The sequence below is a fragment of the Synechococcus sp. CS-1328 genome (assembly GCF_025128095.1).
Lineage (GTDB): Bacteria > Cyanobacteriota > Cyanobacteriia > PCC-6307 > Cyanobiaceae > CBW1002.
Genome location: NZ_JAHLYT010000029.1, coordinates 38,516 through 59,415, shown reverse-complemented (window position 1 = coordinate 59,415; position 20,900 = coordinate 38,516). Strand labels below are relative to the sequence as shown.

The 20,900-nt window shown below is 69.6% G+C and carries 23 protein-coding genes and 1 pseudogene; 16 read left to right on the top strand and 8 right to left on the bottom strand.

Annotated features, from left to right (window positions below; translation table 11 throughout):
• Nucleotides 1–188: 188 nt before the first annotated feature.
• Nucleotides 189–449, top strand: coding sequence for a glutaredoxin 3 (grxC, locus tag KQ310_RS04640; protein ID WP_259720608.1), 261 nt, complete (start codon nucleotides 189–191; stop codon nucleotides 447–449).
• Nucleotides 450–451: 2 nt separating this feature from the next.
• The gene (gene gshB / locus KQ310_RS04635) at nucleotides 452–1,468 is read left to right on the top strand and encodes a glutathione synthase (protein WP_259720607.1); all 1,017 of its coding nucleotides are present in this window, start codon (nucleotides 452–454) and stop codon (nucleotides 1,466–1,468) included.
• 22 nt (nucleotides 1,469–1,490) lie between these two features.
• Here the strand turns inward: gshB and KQ310_RS04630 are convergent.
• Both KQ310_RS04630 and KQ310_RS04625 read right to left on the bottom strand, forming a co-directional pair.
• Nucleotides 1,491–1,650, bottom strand: a pseudogene (locus KQ310_RS04630) (ion channel); the annotation flags it as partial.
• Between the two features lie 101 nt (nucleotides 1,651–1,751).
• On the bottom strand, nucleotides 1,752–3,134 hold the full coding sequence (locus KQ310_RS04625) for an isochorismate synthase MenF (RefSeq protein ID WP_259720616.1): 1,383 nt from the start codon (nucleotides 3,132–3,134) through the stop codon (nucleotides 1,752–1,754).
• Nucleotides 3,135–3,255: 121 nt separating this feature from the next.
• Between KQ310_RS04625 and menA the strand changes: the two genes are divergently transcribed.
• From menA to KQ310_RS04600, 5 genes are all read left to right on the top strand, one after another.
• Nucleotides 3,256–4,293, top strand: a complete 1,038-nt coding sequence (menA, locus tag KQ310_RS04620; protein ID WP_259720606.1) for a 2-carboxy-1,4-naphthoquinone phytyltransferase — start codon at nucleotides 3,256–3,258, stop codon at nucleotides 4,291–4,293.
• A 65-nt stretch (nucleotides 4,294–4,358) separates the two neighbouring features.
• Nucleotides 4,359–5,309 (top strand): o-succinylbenzoate synthase, encoded by a 951-nt coding sequence (locus KQ310_RS04615; RefSeq protein WP_259720605.1) that lies wholly within the window; start codon nucleotides 4,359–4,361, stop codon nucleotides 5,307–5,309.
• 11 nt (nucleotides 5,310–5,320) lie between these two features.
• Entirely contained in the window at nucleotides 5,321–6,622 is a 1,302-nt protein-coding gene (locus tag KQ310_RS04610) for an AMP-binding protein (RefSeq protein ID WP_259720604.1), read from the top strand.
• A 16-nt stretch (nucleotides 6,623–6,638) separates the two neighbouring features.
• A complete protein-coding gene (locus KQ310_RS04605; protein ID WP_197158538.1) occupies nucleotides 6,639–6,902 on the top strand; it encodes a TM2 domain-containing protein in 264 nt (87 codons plus the stop codon).
• A gap of 95 nt (nucleotides 6,903–6,997) precedes the next feature.
• Entirely contained in the window at nucleotides 6,998–7,180 is a 183-nt protein-coding gene (locus KQ310_RS04600) for a hypothetical protein (protein WP_259720603.1), read from the top strand.
• On the opposite strand, the gene KQ310_RS04595 is transcribed toward KQ310_RS04600, so the two are convergent.
• Nucleotides 7,164–7,604: a thioesterase family protein gene (locus KQ310_RS04595; protein WP_259720602.1), complete on the bottom strand. Its 441-nt coding sequence runs from the start codon at nucleotides 7,602–7,604 to the stop codon at nucleotides 7,164–7,166. The two genes, KQ310_RS04600 and KQ310_RS04595, sit on opposite strands and share 17 nt — an antisense overlap.
• Nucleotides 7,605–7,678: 74 nt before the next feature.
• Here KQ310_RS04595 and KQ310_RS04590 point away from each other — a divergent pair, with 74 nt between their 5' ends.
• On the top strand, nucleotides 7,679–8,392 hold the full coding sequence (locus tag KQ310_RS04590; protein WP_259720601.1) for a hypothetical protein: 714 nt from the start codon (nucleotides 7,679–7,681) through the stop codon (nucleotides 8,390–8,392).
• A gap of 139 nt (nucleotides 8,393–8,531) precedes the next feature.
• Here KQ310_RS04590 and KQ310_RS04585 read toward each other — a convergent pair whose 3' ends face one another.
• The gene (locus KQ310_RS04585) at nucleotides 8,532–9,035 is read right to left on the bottom strand and encodes a DUF2752 domain-containing protein (RefSeq protein WP_311134698.1); all 504 of its coding nucleotides are present in this window, start codon (nucleotides 9,033–9,035) and stop codon (nucleotides 8,532–8,534) included.
• Between the two features lie 311 nt (nucleotides 9,036–9,346).
• On the opposite strand from KQ310_RS04585, the gene KQ310_RS04580 reads away from it, so the two are divergent.
• Nucleotides 9,347–11,227: an APC family permease gene (locus KQ310_RS04580; protein WP_259720600.1), complete on the top strand. Its 1,881-nt coding sequence runs from the start codon at nucleotides 9,347–9,349 to the stop codon at nucleotides 11,225–11,227.
• A 176-nt stretch (nucleotides 11,228–11,403) separates the two neighbouring features.
• Here KQ310_RS04580 and KQ310_RS04575 read toward each other — a convergent pair whose 3' ends face one another.
• Nucleotides 11,404–12,588, bottom strand: coding sequence for an NAD(P)H-quinone oxidoreductase subunit H (locus tag KQ310_RS04575; RefSeq protein WP_259720599.1), 1,185 nt, complete (start codon nucleotides 12,586–12,588; stop codon nucleotides 11,404–11,406).
• Nucleotides 12,589–12,653: 65 nt separating this feature from the next.
• Between KQ310_RS04575 and rsmH the strand changes: the two genes are divergently transcribed.
• Complete coding sequence (gene rsmH, locus KQ310_RS04570; RefSeq protein WP_259720614.1) at nucleotides 12,654–13,568, top strand: 16S rRNA (cytosine(1402)-N(4))-methyltransferase RsmH; 915 nt, start codon at nucleotides 12,654–12,656, stop codon at nucleotides 13,566–13,568.
• Nucleotides 13,568–14,164 carry a DUF456 family protein gene (locus KQ310_RS04565; RefSeq protein ID WP_259720598.1) on the top strand — a complete coding sequence of 199 codons (597 nt, stop codon included), beginning with the start codon at nucleotides 13,568–13,570 and terminating at the stop codon, nucleotides 14,162–14,164. Before rsmH ends, KQ310_RS04565 begins: the two co-directional genes overlap by 1 nt.
• Here the strand turns inward: KQ310_RS04565 and KQ310_RS04560 are convergent.
• On the bottom strand, nucleotides 14,130–15,293 hold the full coding sequence (locus tag KQ310_RS04560; protein ID WP_259720597.1) for a cysteine desulfurase family protein: 1,164 nt from the start codon (nucleotides 15,291–15,293) through the stop codon (nucleotides 14,130–14,132). The two genes, KQ310_RS04565 and KQ310_RS04560, sit on opposite strands and share 35 nt — an antisense overlap.
• 87 nt (nucleotides 15,294–15,380) lie before the next feature.
• Here KQ310_RS04560 and KQ310_RS04555 point away from each other — a divergent pair, with 87 nt between their 5' ends.
• From KQ310_RS04555 to KQ310_RS04535, 5 genes are all read left to right on the top strand, one after another.
• Nucleotides 15,381–15,854, top strand: coding sequence for a hypothetical protein (locus tag KQ310_RS04555; protein WP_259720596.1), 474 nt, complete (start codon nucleotides 15,381–15,383; stop codon nucleotides 15,852–15,854).
• A gap of 9 nt (nucleotides 15,855–15,863) precedes the next feature.
• On the top strand, nucleotides 15,864–16,700 hold the full coding sequence (locus KQ310_RS04550) for a response regulator transcription factor (RefSeq protein WP_259720595.1): 837 nt from the start codon (nucleotides 15,864–15,866) through the stop codon (nucleotides 16,698–16,700).
• A gap of 74 nt (nucleotides 16,701–16,774) precedes the next feature.
• A complete protein-coding gene (locus KQ310_RS04545; protein WP_259720594.1) occupies nucleotides 16,775–17,908 on the top strand; it encodes an RluA family pseudouridine synthase in 1,134 nt (377 codons plus the stop codon).
• Between the two features lie 25 nt (nucleotides 17,909–17,933).
• Nucleotides 17,934–18,656 (top strand): hypothetical protein, encoded by a 723-nt coding sequence (locus tag KQ310_RS04540; RefSeq protein ID WP_259720593.1) that lies wholly within the window; start codon nucleotides 17,934–17,936, stop codon nucleotides 18,654–18,656.
• A gap of 90 nt (nucleotides 18,657–18,746) precedes the next feature.
• Nucleotides 18,747–18,956, top strand: coding sequence for a hypothetical protein (locus KQ310_RS04535; RefSeq protein ID WP_259720592.1), 210 nt, complete (start codon nucleotides 18,747–18,749; stop codon nucleotides 18,954–18,956).
• A gap of 30 nt (nucleotides 18,957–18,986) precedes the next feature.
• Here the strand turns inward: KQ310_RS04535 and bchM are convergent, their stop codons facing one another.
• Both bchM and KQ310_RS04525 read right to left on the bottom strand, forming a co-directional pair.
• Nucleotides 18,987–19,685, bottom strand: coding sequence for a magnesium protoporphyrin IX methyltransferase (gene bchM, locus KQ310_RS04530; RefSeq protein WP_259720591.1), 699 nt, complete (start codon nucleotides 19,683–19,685; stop codon nucleotides 18,987–18,989).
• A gap of 38 nt (nucleotides 19,686–19,723) precedes the next feature.
• Complete coding sequence (locus tag KQ310_RS04525) at nucleotides 19,724–20,878, bottom strand: N-acetylglucosamine-6-phosphate deacetylase (protein WP_259720590.1); 1,155 nt, start codon at nucleotides 20,876–20,878, stop codon at nucleotides 19,724–19,726.
• Nucleotides 20,879–20,900: the final 22 nt, after the last annotated feature.

Here is a 20,900-nt window from a genome sequence, read left to right as displayed (position 1 = left end):
TGCGCTACGTACAATTTCAGCGAGCCAGCGCGAAAACATCAATTCGCTGCTTTCCCAGTCTGATTCCGGCCTGGCTTCCCATCGTGGTGGGAAAGCCCTCGATTTTTGTCCGACGATCTATGCGCGACAGGCTCCTAGCCCTGAGACTGTTCACTTCTAGGATCCACCCTTCCGCCTGGGTTGAGGAGATGGCCGCCAACGTTGAGATCTACACCTGGCGGTATTGCCCGTTCTGCATCCGCGCCAAGCAGCTGCTGGAGCGCAAGGGAGTGGCTTACACCGAGTACGGCATCGATGGCGACCATGCCGCCCGGGCGGCGATGAGCGAGCGGGCCGATGGGCGCACGAGCCTGCCCCAGATCTTCATTGATGGGCAGGCCATCGGTGGCTGCGATGAGTTGCATGCCCTGGATCACAAGGGCCAGCTCGATCCCCTCCTGGGCAGCTGACCGTGAGCGCCCTTCCGCCTCCCGGTTCCGCCTCCCAGCTGTTCCTCGTCGATCCGATCGCCCGGCTCAATCCCGCCAAGGATTCGAGCGTGGCCCTGATGCAGGCGGCCCAACGGGCCGGCCAGGAGGTATGGGTGGCCACCATCGCCGACCTGTCGGCCGCACCACCCGCCAGCGGCCTGGACGGCTGCGGCCATCGCGCCTGGGCGTGGGCCCAGCCGGTGTGGCTGGAGCCGATGGTGGCGGATCCGGCGGGCTGGCAGGTGCCCCAGCCCTGGTACCGGGCCGAGCCGCCCCGGTTGCTGCCCCTTGAGGCGTTCGCCTGCGTGTGGATGCGCAAGGATCCGCCCGTGGACGAGGCCTACCTCTATGCCACCCATCTGCTCGAGCTGGCCGAGCGCCAGGGGGTGCGGGTGCTCAACCGAGCCGCCTCCCTGCGCGGCTGGAACGAGAAAGTCGGTTCCCTGCGCTTCAGCCACCTGATGGCGCCTTCGCTGGTGAGTGCCCGGGTGGAGCAGCTGGCCGCCTTTGCCGCTGAGCACGGCGACGTGGTGCTCAAGCCCCTGGGTGGCCGGGCCGGTCAGGGGGTGGTGCGCAGTGCGGGCTCAGCCCCAGGGCTCAAGGCCCTGCTGGAGCTGGTGACCCAGCAGGAACGGTTGCCGGTGATGGTGCAGGCCTTCCTGCCGGGGGTGACGGCCGGCGACAAGCGCATCCTGCTGGTGGACGGCGAACCGCTCGGTGCCGTGAACCGCAAGCCCTTGCCGGGCGAATTCCGCAGCAACCTGGCGGTGGGTGGGGCGCCGGAGGTCACCGAGCTCACGGCGGCGGAGCGGCGGATCTGCACCGAGCTGGCCCCGGTGCTGCGGGCGGAGGGTCTGTTCTTCGTGGGGATCGATGTGATCGATGGCCGCCTCAGTGAGATCAACGTGACCAGCCCCACCGGCGTTCGGGAGGTGGAACGGCTGGCAGGGCAACCGCTGGCGGATCTGACGATCGAGCGGTTGCTGGCACTGGGCTGAGTCGCCCTCAGAGCCCGCTGAATCCCCACCGTGAGAATGCCGGTGGGCACCGCGATGATGCTGTAGCCCAGCAACATCACGATCGAGGCGACGAAGCGCCCCAGGGGGGTGACCGGCGCGACATCGCCATAGCCCACGGTGGTCACGGTGACCACGGCCCAGCAAATCCCGGCCGGGATACTGCTGGCGGTGATGGCGATCAGCAGCAACAGCAGAACGAGCAGGGAGGCCATGGCCGGCTATGGGCAGGGGCGGTGCCGAAGGCCGAAGCAGCGCTCTTGGCTCAAAGCGGCATCGGAGCCAGCGGCAGATTGAGCTGCTGCTGCAGCACCCCCAGCTTGAGGGCCACCTCCTGCAGTTCCCGCTCCGCCACTGAGCCCTGCACCAGTCCGGCGCCGGCGGTGAGTTCCAGCTCGCGGCCGCGCAGGGTGCCACTGCGGATCGCCACCCGCAGCTCGGCATCCCCCTCGCTGTCGATCCAGCCCAGGGGCGCGGCGTAGGTGCCCCGCTCGAAGGGCTCGAGGCTGCGCAGCCAGGCCATGGCCTCCCGCCGGGGCAGGCCGGCGACCGCCGGGGTGGGATGCAGGGCCGCGGCCAGGGCCAGGGGTTGCTGCTCCCCGAGCCTGGCGGTGATCGGGGTGTGCAGATGCACCAGCTGGCCGTGGCGGGCCAGCCGCGGTCGCCGCGGCCGACGCGGATCAAGGCCGGCCTCGCGCAGCACCTCGGTGATCGCCTCCACCACCAGCTCGTGTTCATGCCGGTCTTTGACGGAGCCGGGCAACAGATCAGCCGCTGGACCGATCGGGGCCGTGCCGGCCAGGGCATCGCTGCGCAGCTGGCCCTGGCGCACGGTGAGCAGCCGCTCCGGTGACGCGCCCAGCAACACCCCACCCTGGGTCTGCTGCCAGAGGAAGCGACAGCTGCCGGGCTGGCGCAGGCGCAGCTGGGCCAGGAGCTGGAGGGGATCGAGGGGGCGGTCCAGCTCCAGCCTCTGGCGCACCGCCAGCACGAGCTTGCGCAGCGCCCCCGTTTCCACCAGCTCCAGGCCTCGAGCCACCGCCTCGCGGTAGCCCTCCTGCCAGGGGGAGCTGTGCAACAGGCGGACCCCCAGCACATCGCCCGCCGGTTCGGCAGACGGCGGCAGTGCGCGCAACAGCTCGGCCTGCTCCCAGAGCTCCTCCGCCACCGAGCGGGGGGTCACGTCGCCGCCGAGGCTGCGCTGCAGCCGCAACCAGCAGTGGCGCCCCTGGCGGCTGAGCTGCCAGCGCGGCAGCACCGCCTCCACCCCGGCCACGCCCTGGCCATCCTGCAGGGGGCTGTCGAAGAAGGAGAAGGCCAGCAGCACCCGCGGCCGGGCCAGGGGAGGGCAGGCCTGCGGCGCCACCGCCAGCCGGCTGAGGCTCACGGCACTGAAGCGCTGGGCCAGCTCGAAGCGGCGCGGTCCGCTCAGCTCCAGGCTGTGGGTCTTGCCGCTGGCGGCCAGGCAGAGCCCGGGAGCGCTGTCCCAGAGGAATCGAAACCGCTGGCCGTTGGGCAGATGGGCCAGCAGCGCCATCGGGTCTCGCGCGGCCAGCGGCAAGGCGAGGCTCAGCACCCCGTCGTCTTCCAGCTGCCGGGCCCCCTGGGCCGCCGCGGCAAGGAGCTCCGTGAAGCTCAACTCCGGCAGGGAGGGCTCCGCGAGAGACGACGGGAGTGGGGAGGTGACGCTGGGTGGAGCCTGCACCGGGTGGCGCCGAAGCGGCTGCTCAAATGTATGGACCTTCTCGCATCAGCAGCTGCCGGCACCCATGTCCGAGCCCCAGGTCGTCGCAAGCCTTCACGCCGCCGAGGCGCCACGGCGGCCGCAGAACGGGCCACCCCAGGAGGGAGCGCCGCGGCAAGGGCCGCCGCTGGATCGGCGCCGCCTCTGGAAGGCGGCGATCAAGTGGCCCATGTATGCGGTGGCGGTGATGCCGGCCCTGATCGCCGCCGGCTGGCGGCTGGGCCGCGGCCTGCCGATGCGGCTCGACCAACTGCTGCTGTTCCTCTTGGCAGCTGTCCTGCTGCTGGCCTGGGAGAACCTGGCCAACGACGTCTTCGATGACGAGACTGGTGTCGACACCCATGGCAAGCCCCATTCGGTGGTGGCCCTCACCGGCCGGCGTGACCGGGTGGCGGCCCTGGCCAACGGGGCCCTGGTGCTGGGTCTGCTGGTGATGGCCGTGGTGGCGCTGCGCAGTTCCGGAGCGGTGCTGCTGCTGGTGCTGGCCTGCTGCGGCCTGGGTTACCTCTACCAGGGGCCGCCCTTCCGCCTCGGCTACCGGGGGCTGGGGGAGCCGCTCTGCTGGCTGGCCTTCGGCCCCTGCGCCACGGCGGCGGCCCTGCTGGCGCTGGCGCCGGTCGCCGAGGCCGGTGGGGCGGCGGGAGCCCCGATCCCCTGGGCCGATGCCCTGGTGCTGGGGGGCGGTCCGGCCCTGGCCACCACATTGGTGCTGTTCTGTTCCCACTTCCATCAGGTGGAGGAAGACGCCACCCATGGCAAGCGCTCACCGGTGGTGCAGCTCGGCAGCGATCGGGCCGCGGCCCTGGTGCCCTGGTTTGTAGCGGCCACCCTGGCCTGGGAGTGGGCACCGGTGCTGCTCGGCTGGTGGCCCCTCACGGCCCTGCTTGGGGCGATCGGTCTGCCGCCGGCCCGGGCCCTGATCCGCCTACTGCGCGACCACCATCAGGTGCCCGAACGGATCAGTGGCAGCAAGTTCCTGGCCCTCCGCTTCCAGGCCCTGAACGGGCTGGGGCTGGCTGTGGGCCTGGCTCTGGGCCCCTGGCTGGCGCGGGCCGGTCATTGAACTCAAGCCCTGGATCAGGAGCGGCCGTTGCGCTGCGGCTGCGGTGGCGCCCGTTCCGCCTGGCATTGCCCCAGCCTCTGCGCACCTCCCAGGGCTGGCTGTGCCAGAAGCAGGGCTGTCTGTTGCGGCTGGAGTCGCCCGATCACGCCCGCAGCGGCTGGGGTGAGGCGGCGGCCCTCGAAGGCGATACGGCGGCTCTGGCGGCGGCGATCGCCCGTTGCACGCCTGAATCGGGCACAACCATGCCGCGCGCCGCCCTCGAGGCCCTGCTGCCCAAGCTGCCAGAGGTGCTGGCGTTCGCGATCGGTGCCGCCCTGGCTGAGCTGGACGGGATGATCGGCCCCATCTGGCTGCCGCCACCGCCCGCCGCCCTGCTGCTGCCGGCCGGAGAGGAGGCGCTGGGTGCCCTCGAGCGACATCTGAACGCAGCCGGGGCCAATGAAGCGGCTCCGCTTTGCTGCAAGTGGAAGGTGGCCGCCAGCCCCGATCCACTGGAACGGCAGGTGCTGGAACAGCTGCTGGAGCGGCTGCCGGCTGACGCCCGGCTACGGCTCGATGCCAACGGCGGCTGGAGCCGCGCCACCGCAACGGCCTGGGCAAAGCGGCTGGCGGAGGAGCCAAGACTCGAATGGCTGGAGCAGCCGCTCGAACCCTTCGACCTGGAGGGCCATGAGGCCCTGGCCCGGCTGCTGCCAGTGGCGCTGGATGAATCCCTGCAGCGCCGGCCGGAGCTGCGCCAGCGCTGGCCCGGCTGGCAAGTGCGGCGCCCCTCGCAGGAGGGGGACCCGCGCCCCCTGTTGGCGGCACTGGCAGGGGGCGCGGGCGTGCCAGTGCCGCCGCTGGTGTTCAGCACCGCCTTCGAGACCGGTATCGGCCAGCGCTGGCTGGGCCATCTGGCGGCCCTGCAGGCTCGCCAGGGCGATGCCCCCGCCCCCGGACTGGCGCCAGGCTGGCTGCCAGGCACGGGACTCGGCAGAAGGGACCCTGAGGAGGTGTGGGAGGCGGCGGCCCGATGAAGGATGCGGAGTTGAAACGTGGCGCGGAACCGCTGCTGCTGCACAGCGGCGATGGTGGTGGCGGTGCTTGTGGTGGCGGCGACCCGGCGGAGCTGATTGCGGCACTCGAAACCGCCTGGCAGGAGCAGCGCCTGGTGGCCCTGGCCGATCCCGCTGAGGCACAGCAGCTGCAGAGCGAGCTGATCGGTGCCCAGTTGCCGGTCGGCGCCGGCGTACTGGTGGGCAGCGGCGGGAGCAGCGGCGGGCGCCGCTGGTGCCTGCAGCCCCTGGCCCACCTGCAGGCCTCAGCCGCGGCCACGGCGCGCTGGCTGGAACGGCAGCAGATTGATCCGGGCAGTTGTCTGCACCTCAATCCCCTGCCCCTGCATCACGTCAGTGGGCTGCTGCCGCTGCTGCGGGCACGGCAGTGGGCTCAGCAGCGGCAGCAGCCATGGGCAGGGCAGCAACCCTGGGGGGAGAGCCACCGATGGCTGCCAGCGACCCTGCTGCGCCAGCCCCAGCACCTGGCCGATGCCCTGCCGCACCCTGGCGATCGACCGGTGCTGCTCTCACTTGTGCCCACCCAGCTGGCGCGGCTGCTGGACCATCCGGCTGCCGTGGCCTGGCTGCGGGGCTGTGCCGTGATCTGGGTGGGCGGTGCGGCCCTGCCGCAGGATCTGGCCCGGAGGGCCCGGCACTGGGAGCTGCCGCTGGCCCCCTGCTACGGCGCCACGGAAACCGCCGCCATGGTCTGCGCCTTGTCGCCGCAACAGTTTCTGGCCGGCGATCCAGCCCACCCTGGTTGCGGCTTCCCACTCGAGGATGTGGAACTGCGGCTGGCGCCCCAGACCGGCGCCGTGCAGCTGCGCACCGCACGGCTCAGCCCCGGCTGGCTGGCGCAGGGCCGTCTGCAGCCGCTGCCGCGCACCCCGGACGGCTGGTGGACCAGTGGGGATGGCGGGGTGCTGACCCCCCAGGGCCTGCGCATCCAAGGCCGTCTCGATGGCGCCATCAACAGCGGCGGTGAGACCGTGTTTCCCGAGCAGCTGGAGGAGCGGCTGCGGCTGCTGGCGGCAGCGCTGCCCCTGCAGGAGGTGTTGCTGCTCGGCGTGGAGGAGCCCCCCTGGGGGCAGCGGTTGGTGGCGCTGGTGCGCGGCCACTCCCCGGAGGATTGGGGGTCGCTGCAGCAAGCCCTCCCGGCACTCACGGCCGACTGGCGGGCGGCTGAACGGCCGCGCCGCTGGTTGCACTGCCCCGATCTGGCGCCCTCCGCTGCCGGCAAATGGCAACGGGGGCATTGGCAGCAGTGCCTCGCCTCGCTACAAAACCTTTGACCCAGGCCCTCAAGACATGAACGGCGTTGATCCGGAAGTGAGCAACAAGAAGCTCGCGGCTGGCCTGCTCGGGATCTTCCTGGGTGCATTCGGAATCCACAAGTTCGTGCTGGGCTATACGAATGCCGGCATCATCATGGCCGTTGTCACGGTTGTGACCTGCGGATTCGGTGGCTTCGTGATGGGTGTGATCGGCCTGGTTGAAGGGATTATCTATCTCTCCAAAACACCTGAGGAGTTCAAGGCCACCTATCTCGACGCCAAGCGGGAATGGTTCTGATGCCGTTGGGACTTCCTCTTGCCACCCCTGCATCGCTCGGGCAGGCGTCGCTCGCGGTGTCACCCCGTTCCGAACCGCGTTCCAGCTCCCCGGCGTTGACCTCCTTCCCCATGGCCCTGCGCCGGTTGCCGCTGCTGCTGTTGGTGCTGGCCAGCCTGATCAGCCTCGCAGCCTTCGACGCCGTGCCCGATCAGGGCATCCATCCCCTGGCCTGGATGGCCAGCCTGCTGCCTCTCCAGCTCGCGGCCCTGCTGTGGGCCCTCAGCCGGCAGCGCTGAGGCTGGTGGCCTCCAACCAGCGCTGAATCGCCAGCGGTAGCGGACAGCGCCGCCGGTCTGCGGCCGTGATCGCCACATGGCGCGTGAGGCCCATGGCGACGTCATGGCCGTCGCTGCGGAAGGTGTAACGCACCTCGAAGCAACCGGGATCGAGGCGTTCCGGTTGCAGCCGCACGCCGACCTGATCGCCACACACCAGCGGGCGGCGGTAATCGGCGCTGCAATGCACGATCGGCAACGCCACGGCGAGCAGCTGGCCAGGCCGCGGAAAGATCTCCTCGGCGCTGATGCCGTAGCGCTCGAGGCTCTCCTCATAGGCCTCGTGGCACCAACGCAGCAGCTGGTGAAAGTGCATCACCCCGGCGGCATCTGTGTCGCCGAAGCGCACGGTGCGCTCGATCTGCAGCCAGTGACTCGATGGCATCGATCCTGTCCCCGGGTTTCCCTTGTGCGGCTTCGGTGGGCCCTTTACATTCCGGCCATCTTCGCCCCGCTGGTGTGGCCGCTGCGTTCGCCTACGAACCACCCAGCCTGAATCGGGCCTGGGAGGCCTTCGTGGCCCATCTCCCCACCCTGCTGGTGGTCTGGTTGATCACCATGGCGATCTCTGCGGTGGGCGGTGGGGTGGCTCTGATGTTTGCCCTGCTGGGCGTGGGCCTCGGCGGCGCTGATCCTGCGGCACTCACCCAGGGAGTCCTCGATCCCACCGGCGCGGCAGCCCAGATGGCCCTGCTGCTCGGCCAGCTGGGTCAGGTGCCTTTCGCCATCCTCTCCAGCCTGGTGGGGGTGCTGCTGGTGGCGGTGCCGGCCCTGTACTACGAAACAGGCACCACCGTCACCGTGTCCGAGGCCCTGCGGATCCTGCAGGATCGGCCGATGCGCTATCTGCTGGCGGGCCTCTTTTTCGCGCTGGTCACCTGCGTCGGCCTGTTGCTCTGCCTGCTGCCCGGCTTTGCGGTGCTGCTGGTGGCGCCAGTGTATGTGAACCGCATCTTCGCCACCGATCAGGGGGTACTGGACGCGTTCTCCAGCTCCTTCCAGGCCGTGTTCCGCTCACCGCATGGCATGGCCTTTGTGGGGGTGCAGGCCCTGGTGGGAACGGTGGTGCTGGTGGTGTCAATCTGCACCTGCGGTCTGGCGGCCCTGGTGGCGGTACCGGTGGGGAACTTCTACATCCAGAACTCCGCGTATCACCAGGGCGTGATCTCCTGAACCCGGCTCCGATCAAGGCCGGTCTGCTGGTCTGCTCTGGTCTGCAGATCTGAACCAGGCTGCTGATCTGAACTTGTCTATTCATCTGAGTCCATTGATCTGAATCTGGTCACTCTTGGCCTCTCCTGCTGCGGAACCCTCAGCGCGTCGGGAAGGCCGGCAGGCCGAGGCCGTAGTGGAGGGCCATGCGCACACCCCAATAGAGCAGCAGCGCCACACTGATCACCACCAGATGGCGCCCTTCCAACTGCAGTGGCACCAGCCGCCGACTGCGGATCGACACCACGGACCAGACCAGCAGTGCCACGGCCGCCGCAGGCCCAAAGGCATGCCAGCGCAGCGATTCGCTGAGGTTGCCCTGCAGGCTGGCGCACACAGCCCGGGTCAGGAAACAGGTGGGGCAGGGAATGCCGGTGAGAGCCCGCAGCGGACACGACCAGCCGGGCAGGAGGCCATGGCCCAGCCAGCCCTTGAGGCCCAGATACCCGGTGAGCGCGGCGGGCAGGAGGAAGCCGCCATGACGCAGCCGCTCCAGCCAACGCCGTCTGGCAGACCTGGGTCGCGTGTTCGGCGGCGTTGACGCTTCCATCACGCAGTCAACGAATCCCAGGGCTGAAGCGGTGAGGCGAGCGTAGGCGGTCAATCAGGTCCTGGTTCTGAGCCGTTGAGGCGAAGTCCAGACCCGGAAGGCCTTTTGGAATGAGGCAACGGAGCAGACCGACCGCAGAGAGCAAGGTCAGGAGCGACCACAGCAGAGAAAGCACTCCCACGGATCAATCTGGACTGAAGCCTGTCATTGGAACAATGAAAAGGTGCAGGAGAGCATCGTCAGGATCCGTTGGTCTGCGCCGATCAAGCTGCGCCGATCAAGCCGCACCGATCAAGCTGCAGCCATCAACCTGCAGCGATCGCGACCTACCGTTCGTATCCACAAAGGAACAGAGCCTCAGAACGATGCCCGGCCTCGACATCCTCCGGCGCAGGCTCATTGGAACTCCTCTGCCGACCAGCGCGCACCACGAGGAGCGCTACAACAATGCCGAGGCGCTGGCGATCCTCAGCTCCGATGCGCTCTCGTCCGTGGCTTATGCCACCCAGGAGATTGTGCTGGTGCTGGGGATGGCCGGCGCCGCCGCTCTTTCCTACACCCTGCCGATCACGGCCCTGATCGTGGGGCTGATGCTGATCGTGGCCACCAGCTACCGGCAGACCATCAAGGCCTATCCCCAGGGAGGGGGCTCCTACAGGGTTTCACAGCAGAACCTCGGACAGATCACCGGGCTGGTGGCGGGGGCCTCGCTCTCGATCGACTACGTGCTCACCGTGGCGGTGAGCGTGGCCGCCGGCATCGCCGCCCTCACCTCCTACTTCCCTGCGCTTGAGGCGGAGCGGATTCCGCTCTGCCTGCTGGCGGTGGTGCTGGTGATGCTCGCCAATCTGCGCGGCGTGAGCTCCAGCGCCAAGTTCCTGAGCATGCCCACCTATCTCTTCATGGGCATGGTGGTAACCCTGCTGGTGGCGGGCGCCATCAAGACCGGTCTGGGTCAGCTCCCCCCCCTGCCGCTATCGGAGCAGCAACGGCTGCTGGAGGCCGCCCACCACGGAGCGAACAGCATGCACGTGCTGGGTCCACTGCTGCTGATGCGGGCCTTCAGCTCCGGCTGTGCCGCCCTCACAGGGATCGAGGCGATCAGCGACAGCGTCGCTGCCTTCCGGCCGGTGGAATGGCGCAACGCCCGCCGGGTGCTGGTGGTGATGGTGCTGATGCTGGCCCTGATGTTCAGCGGCATCAGCGCCCTGGCACACCAGAGCGGCGTGGTGTACGCGGAGAACGGCCCCACCCTCCTCTACCAGCTGGGCGAGCGGATCTTCGGCAACGGCATCCTCCTGTTCGTGCTGCAGATGGCCACCCTGATGATCCTGCTGCTGGCGGCCAACACCGCCTACGCGGATTTCCCGCGGCTGGCGGCCTTCCTGGCCCAGGACGGCTTCCTGCCCCGTCAGCTCTCCTCCCTGGGGGACCGGCTGGTGTTCAGCAACGGCATCTATGCCCTCAGCGGCCTGGCCGGCCTGTTGCTGGTGATCTTCAACGGCAGCGTCAGTCGGTTGATCCCCCTCTACGCGGTAGGGGTGTTCATCAGCTTCACCCTCTCCCAGGCCGGCATGGTGATGCACTGGTGGAAGCTTCGGGAGCGCGGTTGGATCTCCAATGCCCTGCTGAACGGCTTCGGCGCCCTGATCACCGCCCTGGTGGGTGGAGTGCTTCTGTTCAGCAAATTCACCCAGGGGGCCTGGTTGGTGGTGCTGGCGATCCCATTGCTGGTGTCGATGTACCTGCGGATCCGCACCCACTACAACCATGTGGCGCGCCGCCTGCGCATGGCCTCGGACGTGCGCCTCAACCTTCCCCCCGCAGCGCCGCAGGGCAGCGGTCCCCCCACCGTGGTGCTGGTGGGGCAGCTGCACCGAGGCACCTTTGAGGCGATCTGCTTTGCCCGCAGCGTCACCAGCGATCTGGTGGCCGTGCACGTGGATCTGGGCGGAGGCCGTGCCGAGGCCTTCCGGCTCCAGTGGGAGCGGCAGATTCCCGACGTGCCGTTGCAGATTCTGGAATCACCGTATCGATCCCTGGTGGATCCAGTGGTGGAGTTTGTTCACGGCTTTGAGAAACAGCACCGCAAGGATCGCAACCGCTTCTGCATGATCGTGCTACCGGTGTTCGTGACCAGACATCGCTGGGAAAACCTGCTGCATAACCAGTCGACAATCCTGCTGCGACAGGCCCTGCGTAAAAAGGGCACCCGCGTGGTCACCACCGTGGGCTTCTATCTCTGATCCGAGTTGCTGCTGACCCGAGCTGCTGCCGTGGGCAGCGACGGGGGACGGGATCACCAAGAGCTGCTCGATGGTCTCCTCCTGGCCGAACCAGAACCAGGCTGTTTCCAGGCCGATTCCAGACTCTGCAGGCCGAGGACAGACTTGTCACTCCACCCGCAGAGCGCAACCGCAGGTCAGCGGTCCACCGAGCCCATGATCACGTCGATCGAGCCAAGGATCGCCATGATGTCGGCCACCTTGTTGCCCTTGAGCAGGTGGGGCAGGATCTGAAGGTTGTTGGAATCGGCGGCGCGGATCTTGAAGCGCCAGGGGGTGACGTCGTCGTTGCCCTGGATGAAGACACCGACCTCCCCCTTGCCGGATTCAAGACGTGTGTAGAGCTCGCCAGAAGGAATCTTGAAGGTGGGGGCCACCTTCTTGGCCACGTACTGGTAATCGAATCCATACCACTCGCTCTTCTTGCCCTCGGCCATGCGCCGGGCTTCCAGGTTCTCCGTGGGGCCGCCGGGAATCATGGTGCAGGCCTGGCGCAGGATCTTCAGCGACTGGCGCATCTCCTCCACCCGCACCCGGTAGCGGGCGTAGCAATCACCTTCACTGGCCCAGACCACGCTCCAGTCGAAGTCGTCGTAGCACTCATAGTGATCGACCTTGCGCAGGTCCCAGTGCACGCCGGAGGCGCGCAGCATCGGGCCCGAGAGGCTCCAGTTGATCGCCTGCTCGCGCTCGATGGTGCCGAGCCCCTCGATGCGGCGCCGGAAGATGGGGTTGTTGGTGATCAGCTTCTCGTATTCATCGATCTTGGGGCCGAACCAATCGCAGAAGTCGAGGCACTTCTCCAGCCAGCCCCAAGGCAGGTCGGCTGCCACTCCGCCGATGCGGAAGTAGTTGTTGTTGATCAGCCGCTGGCCGGTGGCCGCTTCCCAGAGGTCGTAGATCATCTCCCGTTCGCGGAAGATATAGAAGAACGGCGTCTGGGCGCCCACGTCAGCCAGGAAAGGACCGAGCCAGAGCAGGTGGTTGGCGATGCGGTTGAGTTCCAGCATCAGCACGCGGATGTAGCTGGCCCGCTTCGGCACCAGCACGTTGGCCAACCTCTCGGGCGCGTTCACCACGATCGCCTCGTAGAACATGCCGGCGGCATAGTCCATGCGGCTCACATAGGGCACAAACATCACGTTCGTGCGGTTCTCGGCGATCTTCTCCATGCCGCGGTGGAGATAGCCGATCACCGGCTCGCAATCCACCACGTCTTCCCCGTCGAGGGTCACGACCAGCCGCAGCACCCCATGCATCGAGGGGTGATGGGGGCCGAAGTTGACCACCATCGGCTCCGTGCGCGTCTCCAGCTGCGTCATGGGGCCGTGGCCTGCGGATCGAATGGCGGGATCTTAGGAAGGGAGCGCCCGCTGCATGGCCTCTTCTGGCACAGGCCTTCGATCACGTGCCGGTGCTGGCGGAGACGGTGCTCGCCAGCTTCGCGACGCTCCCGGCGGCGGCGGGCCCGCAAGACGGCCTGCTGATCGACTGCACCCTTGGCGGCGGAGGCCACAGCGCCCTGCTGCTGGAGGCCCATCCCGGCCTGCGCCTCATCGGTCTCGACCAGGACCCTACCGCCCGCGCCGCCGCCGCAAAGCGCTTGGCCCCCTACGGCGATCGGGTGCGGATCGTGGCCACCAACTTCGCCGATTTCCTGCCCCCCGAGCCCGCTGCCCTGGTGCTGGCTGACCTGGGGGTGAGCAGCCCCCAGCTGGACGTGGCGGAGCGGGGCTTCAGCTTCCGCGTCGATGGCCCGATCGACATGCGCATGAATCCAGGTGCCGGCGAGCCGGCCGCCGCGCTACTGGATCGGCTCACGGAAACCGAGCTGGCTGATCTGCTGTTTGCCTATGGCGAGGAGCGGCTGTCGCGCCGCATCGCCCGCAAGCTGGTGGAACTGCGCCCCTGGAGTGATCCCACCGGACCGGAGGGGAGGGGCACAGCCGCCCTGGCCTACGCGATCGCCGGCTGCTACCCGCCCAAGGCGCGGCGCGGCCGCCTCCATCCCGCCACCCGCAGCTTCCAGGCCCTGCGCATCGCCGTGAACAGCGAACTCGCCGTGCTGGATCGCCTGCTGCAGCGCGCCCCCGACTGGCTGATGCCCGGCGGACTGCTGGGTGTGATCAGTTTCCATTCGCTCGAAGACCGGCGAGTCAAGACCGCCTTCCTCGCCGATGAGCGGCTGGAGCGGATCACCCGCAAGCCCCTGGTCGCCAGCGAAGCGGAACAGGAGGCCAATCCCCGCAGCCGCTCCGCCAAGTTCCGAGTGGCCCGGCGACGGGCCCAGGAGGACGGTTGATGGCCCTGGCCGCGATCGCCCTGCCAGCCCTGACGGCCACGGCCCGCACCGACCTGCTCTGGTGGCTGGCGTTCCTGATTCAGCTGGCGGCTGTGCCCGGCACCCTGCTGCCGCTGCTGCCCGGCCTGGCGCTGCTGCCCCTGGGGGCGCTGCTCTGGCCCCTGGCAGTGGGCTGGAGCGTGGGCTGGCCGCCGCTGGCGCTGGCCGTGGTGCTGTTGCTGCTCGGCTGGGGCGCCGAGGCGCTCGGGCTGGTGCTGGGTCCGGCGCGGCTGCAGGCCACGCGCTGGGCCTACGTCGGCGCCGGCATCGGGCTGCTGGTGGGGCTGCTGGGCCTGTTGCCCGCCCTGCCCTTCGGGGGACCCCTGCTCGGGGCGCTGGTGGGGCCGCTGCTGGGGGCCAGTGTGGGGGAGTTGGTCAGCGCTCCGGCCTCGCTGGCACCCACCGTGCTGCTGCGGTTGCGTCGCTGCCTGCTGGTGGGGCTGGCGGTGGTGACCGGGATGCTGGTGAGCCGGCTGGCTCAGGCCCTGCTGGCCGTGGTGGGGGTGGTGGGCTTCGTGCTGCTCACCACCCTGTGGGGCCCGAGCGGAGCTGGTTGACGGCCTCGCTCACCGCGGTGATCGCCGTTGTGATGTCGGCCTCGGTGGTGCCGCGCCCCAGCCCGAAGCGGATCGAGGCGGCGGCCTCGGCGCGGCTGCGCCCCAGGGCCGCCAGCACGTGGGACGGACTGCCCTGACTGCAGGCCGAGCCACTGCTCACCGCGATCTGCCGGCGCAGCCGCTGGTGCAGCCGAGTGCCGTCCAGCCCCGCCACGCTCACATTGAGGCTGTGGGGCAGGCGGGCGGTGGCGCAGCCGTTCAGGGTCACCCCCCCGAGGCTCTCCAGCGCCTGTTGCAGATGGTCGCGCAGGGGCGCCAGCCGCAGGGCCCTGGCCTCCCGGTCGGCCAGGGCCAGCTCCACCGCCACCCCCAGCCCCACGATCAGCGGCACCGGCAGGGTGCCGGCCCGCAGCCCCCCCTCCTGGCCACCGCCGTGCTGCTGGGCCGCCAGGGGCACGCCGGGGCGCACCAGCAGCGCCCCCACCCCCTTGGGCCCATACAGCTTGTGGCCGCTGAGGCTGAGCAGATCGATGCCCAGCTCCTCCCCCAGCTCCTCGGTGGTGAGCGGAATCTGGCCCACCGCCTGGGCGGCATCGCAGTGAAACAGAACCCCCCGCTCGCGGCAGAGCCGGCCGATCGCCGCCAGGGGCTGCAGCACGCCGATCTCGTTGTTGGCGGCCATCACCGAGAGCAGCAGCACGTCCGGGGTGAGGGCCTGCTCCAGAAGGTTCAGATCGAGCAGCCCATCGGCCTGCACCGGCAACAGCGTCAGCGGCGCACCGTGGCGATGCAGATGGGCGAGGGGATCCCGCACCGCCCGGTGTTCGCTCACCAGGCTCACGATCCGCCGGCGGGAGAGGCCGCGCTCCGCCGCCGCTTCCACCACCCCCTTGAGGGCCAGGTTGTTGGCCTCGGTGGCGCCGCTGGTGAAACACACGGCGTCTGGAGCCACGCCGAGGGCCGCGCCGAGGCGGGCACGAGCCTGCTCCACCGCCGCCGCGGCCTGCAGGGCCGGCCGGTAGAGGCGGCTGGCGGGATTGGCGAAGGCCTCACTCCACCAGGGCGCCATGGCGGTCACCACGGCCGGATCGCAGGGGGTGGTGGCGTGGTGGTCGAGGTAGGCCAGCATGGATTCATGCTGACAACTGCACGGACAACCGCGACACCCAGGCTGACCGGAGGGTTGCTGACCCGCAGGCTGGCAGTTCTGGCGGGGTTGCTTTCCAGCTGGGTTCTGGCCGCGGCGGCCTCCGCCCAGAGCCTCAACACGATCCCGTCGGAAGCGCGGCCCAAGAATCTGATCCTGCTGGAGGAACGGCAGGTGCGGGGCGGCAAGCAGGCCACCGGCGTCTATGGCGCCACGGCCGATCCTTCCGAGCCCGGCCTCTGGCGGATCAAGGTGTGGGAGGAGCTCCCCGACGACATCAAGGTGCGCACCGAGTCGATCCGCTGCAACCCCGACACGCCGATGCGGATCACCAGCGACGGTCGCAACCTGATCGTGCTGGACCTCAACCCCGGCGGGCAGATCACCCCCGGCAACAGGCTCCACCACATGATCTGGTGGGCCACCTGCTTCCCGGAGCAGGCCGGCAAGGATCCGGCCACCCTGGGGGCGGTGGCCCGCCAGCTGGGCTATCCCGGCCATCTGCAGGAGCGCCGCCAGGTGCTGCCGGGAAGCCGTCGATAGATTGATCGCATGACCTCCGACCCCACCGGCTCCCGGCCCGCCGATCCCCATGCGGCCGGAACCAGCCCCGCTGGAGCCAGCTCCGCTGGAGCCAGCTCCGCAGCGGCCAGCTCCGCCGCAGCCGTTCCCGCCGAGGCCACCGAGCCGGCTCCGCAGGCACCGGCCCGGCTGCTGCTGGTGGACGATGAACCCGGGCTGCGCACCGCCGTGAAGGCCTACCTCGAAGACGAGGGTTTCGTGGTGACCACCGCCAACGACGGTGAGGAGGGCTGGACCCTGGCCCAGGATCTGCTCCCCGATGTGATCATCAGCGACGTGATGATGCCCCGCCTCGATGGCTACGGGCTGCTGCAGCGTCTGCGGGGCGACGAGCGCCTAGGGGGTACCCCGGTGATCTTCCTCACCGCCAAGGGGATGACCGCCGATCGCATCGCCGGCTTCAATGCCGGCGCCGACGACTACATCCCCAAGCCCTTCGATCCCGACGAGCTGGTGGCCCGGGTTCACAACGTGGTGCGGCGCCAGGAGCGGCTGCTGGCCGAGGCGGCCCGCTTTGCCGATGCCGACATCGGCCAGATGGCCAAGCAGATCACCGAGATCCGCTCCCTGCTCTCCAGCAGCGGCAGCAAGAAGCCACCGGCGGCGGTGCGGCTGGAATTCACGCCCCGCGAGGCCAGCGTGCTGCAGCTGGTGGCGGAGGGGCTGATGAACAAGGAGATCGCCCGGCGGCTGGAAACCTCGATCCGCAACGTGGAGAAGTACGTCAGCCGGCTGTTCACCAAGACCGGCACCTCCAGCCGCACCGAGCTGGTGCGCTACGCCCTCGAGCACGGCCTGGTGGAGTGAGGTCCGGGGCCCCTCCGGGCAAGGCGTCTTCGAGGGCGGCAGCTCCGTCGGCAGAAGCGCTGTCAGCGGAATCGTTGTCAGCGGAAGCTCCGCCTCCGGACTGGCTGCCGGAGAGCCTCAATCAGGGCCACGTGTATCGGGAGCGGATCAGGGCGGAGGATCTGCGCCAGCTGGAGACCGTCTCCAGCCCCGAATCGGCGGCTGGGGTGCCGACGGCTTACCCCGCAGGCGTGTTGTCTTACTTGGCGTCCCACTTCACCCATTCAGAGGCGGCGCTGTGGCGCCAGCGGCTCGCCGCCGGTGAGCTGTGCAGGAACGGCCACCAGCTCCGGGCCGATGGGCCCCTCGCAGCCGGGGATCGGCTGGACTGGCATCGGCCCCCCTGGAAGGAGCAGGCCGTGCCGGGGTCGTGGAACGTTCTGTTCGACAACGGCGACCTCTGCGTGATCGACAAGCCCAGCGGTCTGCCGGTGCTGCCCGCCGGTGGCTTCTCGGAGCACACCCTGCTGCGGCTGCTGGAGCGGCGCCATGGCGGTGATGCCGCTGGGGTGCCCCGGCCCGTGCATCGCCTGGGCCGCTCCACCTCCGGCCTGCTGGTCTGTGCCCGCCGCCCCGCCAGCCGTGCCTGGCTCAGCGCCCTGCTGCGCGACAGCAGCAGCCAGCGGACAAGTACAGGCCAGCAGGGACAGAACCGCTGCCGCAAGATCTACCGCGCACTCACGACTCCGCTGCCGCCGGAGCTGGCGGGGCTGGCCCCAGGGGAGAGCCTCAGCATCACCACCCCGATCGGGCGGCGTCCCCATCCCTTGCTGGGCACGATCTGGTGTGCCGCCGAGCCGACCGACGACCCCGCCGCCCTGGCGGCCGAGAGCCGCCTGACGCTGCTCCAATGCCGATCCGGCGCCTGCCTGGTGGAGGTGGCCATCGCCACGGGCCGGCCCCACCAGATCCGCATCCACACCGCCGCGCTCGGTGCCCCCCTGCTGGGCGATCCGCTCTACCAAGCCGGCGGTAGCGCCCACCCGGCGATCCTGCCAGGCGCCGGCGGCTATCACCTCCATGCCCACCGGCTCAGCCTGCCCCTGCCCGAGGGTGGCTGCCTGGAGCTGGAGGCGCCGTTGCCGGCCGTGCTGTGGCGCAACGGCGCCATCGCCCTGAGGGGACTCTCCTCGGAGGCAACAGCGTCACCTGAGCCCATGCCTGGCTAACAAGGGACAGCCCCCCTCTGCCGCCATGTCCGTTTCCTGCCGATCCTGCTGGGGGACCCGGCCCCTCGGCCTGCGGCTCAACCCTCTGCTGCTGGCTCCCCTGCTGCTGCTGCCCCTGCTGCTGCCGGTATCCGAGGCCGCGGCCAGGCCCATGCGCGGTGGCGGGGTCGGCGGACCCGCCTCCGGTGCCGGGGTGCGTCCTGGTGCCGGCTTTGGTGAGGCCGGACCCGGCCTGTACAACCGCGGTGGCGTGGGAGGACCGGCTTCAGGGCGGGGCGTGCGGCCGGGCGCTGGCTGGGGTGCGCCCGGTGCCGGCGTGGTGCGGGGGCCTGGCGTCGGCGCCTGGAATCCCGCCTGGCAGGGCGGCCGCTACTGGCAGGCCAGGCCATGGACCACCGGCTGGTACCGCGTCAACCCAGCAGGCTGGGGCTGGTGGGGAGCGCGATCTGCCGCGTGGGGTGTCGCCAGCCTGGCCACGGCGGCGGCAGTCACCGATCTGGTGAACGCGGCGGTGGAGGAGCACAACAGCGTGATCGTGGTGCCCCAGACCTCGATTCAGCTCGACTACGCCTCGGTGCAGGCCGTGCCGCCGAAGAGCGCCAGCTTCGCCTACGCCATCAGCGGCGGCAGCTATGGCTATGGCCAGGCGGATTGCGACCAGGGCCTGTTGCAGGGCCAGCCCCCCAGCACGGTGGACCAGGCCCAGCTGCTCAATGCGGTGTGTCAGATCGCCTATGGGGCCGGCTGACGCAGCCTTTGTAGGCGTGTAACGGTGGGTGGGGCACAGCTCCCGTCCACCTGCCGTCGGACGTTGGACGTTGGACGTTGGACGTTGGACATGATGCCCCGGCATGGGGTGGCCTTCGTGGCCCACATGGGCGGCGAGACCATGGAGATCCGTCTGCAGGAACTCTTCCCGAGCCACTCCAGTGGCTGCAAGCTGCTGCTCGCCTCACCGGGCCTGGAGCTCACGGCTGTCGACCTGGCTGGCGATTCGATCGCGCTGAGTGACAGTCAGGCGCTGCTGTTGGAGCCCCTGGCACGCTGAGTGCTCAGGCCAGGACTGCGGCCTGGAACCTCAGCCCCGCTTCTCGAATTCGATCAGCCGCGAAAAGTAGAAGGGGGCCTTGTTGAGGCTGCGGCGGATCGGCTGGAAGCCGCAGGCCATCGCCGCCCGGACGATGCCCTCTTCCCGCAGGGTGTAGGCGCGGGTGGTCTTGCTGGGGCCGGGGAACAGCTGGCCGATCCCCTTGAGCAGGGCCAGCAGGGGGGTGTAGGGGGCAAAGCTCACGATCAGGCGCTTCTGCGCCATGCCGGCCAGATGGCGCACCATCTCCTCGGCAGCCGCCTGGGGGTAGTGGATGAACACATCCAGGCAGATCACCGTATCGTAGTGGCCCTCGAGGCTCTCCAGATCGGAGGCGGTGAAGCGCAACTGCTCGCCGGAGATTCCCGCGGCTGCAGCACGGCGGCTGGCTTCTTCCACCATGGCGGCGGACAGATCGCTGGCGGCGATTGACCCTGCCCCCAGCTGGGCCAGAGGCAGGCTGAGGCTGCCCACGCCACAGCCGGCATCACAGAAGCTGCGGTTGGCCAGATCACCCTGCTCCTGCAGCCAGGCCAGCACCTGATCGACGGTTTTCTGGTGGCCGATGCGGATGTTGCGCTGGACCCGATTCACCTCCGAGCTGTCGCTGTAGATGCGATTCCAGCGCTCGAAGCCAGTGCTGTTGAAATAGGCTTCCACCACGGCTTTCTCGGCTTCTTTCGTGGGCATGGGGCTGGAATTCGTCGCTGGGAATCGTGGCGCGGATCTTAGGCAGCGCGTCGCCAGGTCAGACCTGTGCTGTCCTGATGCCAGCGCAACGCCTCGCCGAGCGGGGTGCCCACAAGCATCGTTTCAACGGAGCGTTCGTCGCCGAGCACCCGCCGCGGCGACACCGTGGCGGCGGCGATCGCCTGCTCCGGCCGGCCGCTCCAGCTGGCCAGCCGCCGCACCCCCTCCAGCAGGGGCAGGGTCACACCGGCCAGGGTGCCGTCCTCCAGGCGGCAGGAGCCGTCCGCCACGAGCAGCAGCCGCTCATCCCAGCGGTGGGCGCCTTCCCCCAGTCCGTAGGGCGCCAGGGCGTCACTCACCAGCACCAGCCGATCCGGCGCCAGCCGCTGCAGCAGCACCGCCATCGACGGGGCCACATGCACCCCGTCGGCGATCAGGCCCAGGGCCACCGTGCCCGCCAGAATCGCCGCCCCCACTGGCCCGGGGCTGCGGTGCTGCAGGCCGTCCATGGCATTGAAGGTGTGGGTCACCATGGTCACGCCGGCCCCATAGGCGCGCTGCGCCGCCGCCTCATCGGCGCCGCTGTGGCCGAGGCTCACCACGATCCCCCGGGCCCGCAGGGCGTCGATCACGGCCTCGGCGCCGGCAAGCTCCGGGGCCAGGGTCACCAGATCGATGGCGTCCTCATGGCCGCCGATGCGCTCCTGCAGGGCCTCCAGGCTGGGCGGGCAGAGGTGCAGGGCGGGGTGGGCGCCACGCCGTTCGGGCGCCAGGAAGGGCCCTTCCAGGTGGGCGCCCAGCAGCCGGCAGCGCCCGGGCTGGTGCTGCTGGCGGGCCTGGTCCAACACCGCCAGGGCCTGGCGCAGGGGGGCGACACCACAGGTCACCAGGGTGGGGCAGATCGCCTCCACCCCATCACTCCAGAGCCGCTCCAGCAACTGCAGCAAGGTCGGCAGATCCGCCGGGGTGAGTTCCGGGAAGGCCAGGCCGAGGCCACCGTTGATCTGCAGATCCACCCCGGCCGGGCTGAGCCAGTCGCCCCCCCAGGCCTCACCGGCGGCGGCGCTGCCGGCCGGAATCGGCTCCACCGCCGCAATCTGGCCGGCATCATCGATGCCGATCCGCCAGGAGCGGTTGTGGCCATGGCGGCAGGGGGAAGCCTGGGGCAGACGGACGTGGCTGAGCCAGCGCATGGCGAAAGCCGACCCGGCAGCG

Bases quoted from the DNA above. Each gene is read 5' to 3' on its own strand.
- KQ310_RS04605 (WP_197158538.1), top strand. From the start codon at position 6,639: ATGAACGGCGTTGATCCGGAAGTGAGCAACAAGAAGCTCGCGGCTGGC.
- KQ310_RS04540 (WP_259720593.1), top strand. From the start codon at position 17,934: ATGTCCGTTTCCTGCCGATCCTGCTGGGGGACCCGGCCCCTCGGCCTG.
- KQ310_RS04565 (WP_259720598.1), top strand. From the start codon at position 13,568: ATGGCCCTGGCCGCGATCGCCCTGCCAGCCCTGACGGCCACGGCCCGC.
- KQ310_RS04595 (WP_259720602.1), bottom strand. From the start codon at position 7,604: ATGCCATCGAGTCACTGGCTGCAGATCGAGCGCACCGTGCGCTTCGGC.
- bchM (WP_259720591.1), bottom strand. From the start codon at position 19,685: ATGCCCACGAAAGAAGCCGAGAAAGCCGTGGTGGAAGCCTATTTCAAC.
- menA (WP_259720606.1), top strand. From the start codon at position 3,256: ATGTCCGAGCCCCAGGTCGTCGCAAGCCTTCACGCCGCCGAGGCGCCA.
- KQ310_RS04575 (WP_259720599.1), bottom strand. From the start codon at position 12,588: ATGACGCAGCTGGAGACGCGCACGGAGCCGATGGTGGTCAACTTCGGC.
- KQ310_RS04560 (WP_259720597.1), bottom strand. From the start codon at position 15,293: ATGCTGGCCTACCTCGACCACCACGCCACCACCCCCTGCGATCCGGCC.
- KQ310_RS04580 (WP_259720600.1), top strand. From the start codon at position 9,347: ATGCCCGGCCTCGACATCCTCCGGCGCAGGCTCATTGGAACTCCTCTG.
- KQ310_RS04550 (WP_259720595.1), top strand. From the start codon at position 15,864: ATGACCTCCGACCCCACCGGCTCCCGGCCCGCCGATCCCCATGCGGCC.
- KQ310_RS04535 (WP_259720592.1), top strand. From the start codon at position 18,747: ATGATGCCCCGGCATGGGGTGGCCTTCGTGGCCCACATGGGCGGCGAG.
- KQ310_RS04525 (WP_259720590.1), bottom strand. From the start codon at position 20,878: ATGCGCTGGCTCAGCCACGTCCGTCTGCCCCAGGCTTCCCCCTGCCGC.
- grxC (WP_259720608.1), top strand. From the start codon at position 189: ATGGCCGCCAACGTTGAGATCTACACCTGGCGGTATTGCCCGTTCTGC.